Genomic DNA, 1,166 nt, shown 5'->3' with positions numbered 1-1,166 from the left:
TACTGAACTTGATTGGGTGTTGTCGGTCAGCCGTCCATGATCAGGTCGGTGCCGGCGAGGCAGCCGTCGACGAGGTGCGGGCGGTACTGGATCTGTTTGAGCTTGCGCTTGACGGCTCGGGTCAGCTGGCCGAGGTTAGCGGCGGCAAGGTTGCCGATGCCCCGTTTGACCAGCGACCAGATGCCCTCCTGCGGGTTCAGGTCAGGTGCGTAGGTGGGCAGTTGGAAGACCGTGAGCCAGTGCGAGTTCGCTTCGAAGAACGCCCGCAGCGGTGGCACGAGGTGGATGCGGGCGTTGTCCCAGACGAGGACGATCGGTCCGCCGAGCTGGATGCGGGCGCGGACGATCAGGTCTCGGAAGTCGCGCCAGGTGAAGCCCTTGGGCTCGTTCTTGCGGCCCCGGTACTCGCGGATCGCGTAGATCAGCCGGGATCGTTCGCCCGGTTTGTAGCAGGCCATGCCCGCCATCGAGACCCGGCCGGCTCCCCGGCCGCGCACGCGGACCACGGGTGTGTGCCCGATGCGGCCCCAGGTTCTGGCGCGCGGCGGTGTCATCGACTGCCCGGCCTCGTCCTCGAAGACGATCCAGGCTCCGCGACCCGCCGCGGTGCTTTTACCCGCGGCCAGACCTCCTTCTTCCACAACTCCACCGCCGCGTCGTCGCGTTCGATCGCTCGGCGGGCCGGCTGCTGCCACGACCAGCCGTGCCGCTTCAGCAGCCGCCAGGTGCCCTCCACCGTGTAGGAGACGTGGAACAACCGGCCGATCAACGTCTTCACCCGGGCCAGCGTCCACCGCTGATCGGCCCAGCCGTGGAGCAGCGGGCCACGCTCCAACTCCCGCTCCAGTCTGGCGATCTGAGTATCGCTGAGCCGAGGGCGCCCCGGTGATCCCTTGGACAGGACCCCCGCCTCGCCGCGCTCGCGCCACTGCCGGCGCCACCGCTCCACCGACCGCTCACTGACCCGCAACGCGGCAGCGATCTCCCGGTTCTTCTCCCCGCCCTCGAAACGCTCCACGGCCTGCAGCCGCACCCGCTCCCGGACAGCCCTCCCAGCGTCGGTCAACCCGCCGCCCTGCGCGTACCTCATAGCCCAGAGCTACCGCAGCCGAGCCACCGCCGTCAGGCAAACAGCTCCGACATCACCCAATCAAGTTCAGTAGCAG

1 protein-coding gene is annotated in these 1,166 nt (G+C 68.6%); it reads right to left on the bottom strand.

What is annotated here, in order from left to right:
* Positions 1-26: 26 nt before the first annotated feature.
* Positions 27-1,090, bottom strand: a protein-coding gene (locus ACXJMZ_RS37250) for an IS630 family transposase (protein WP_457034423.1) whose coding sequence is annotated in 2 segments (ribosomal slippage) — positions 27-643 and positions 643-1,090 — 1,065 coding nt in all. Because the reading frame shifts where the segments join, the coding sequence is not laid out codon by codon here.
* Positions 1,091-1,166: the final 76 nt, after the last annotated feature.

The organism is Kitasatospora sp. P5_F3 (genome assembly GCF_054049135.1).
Note: the sequence above shows the minus strand (reverse complement) of the source record. Positions and strands in the feature narration are given on the sequence as shown.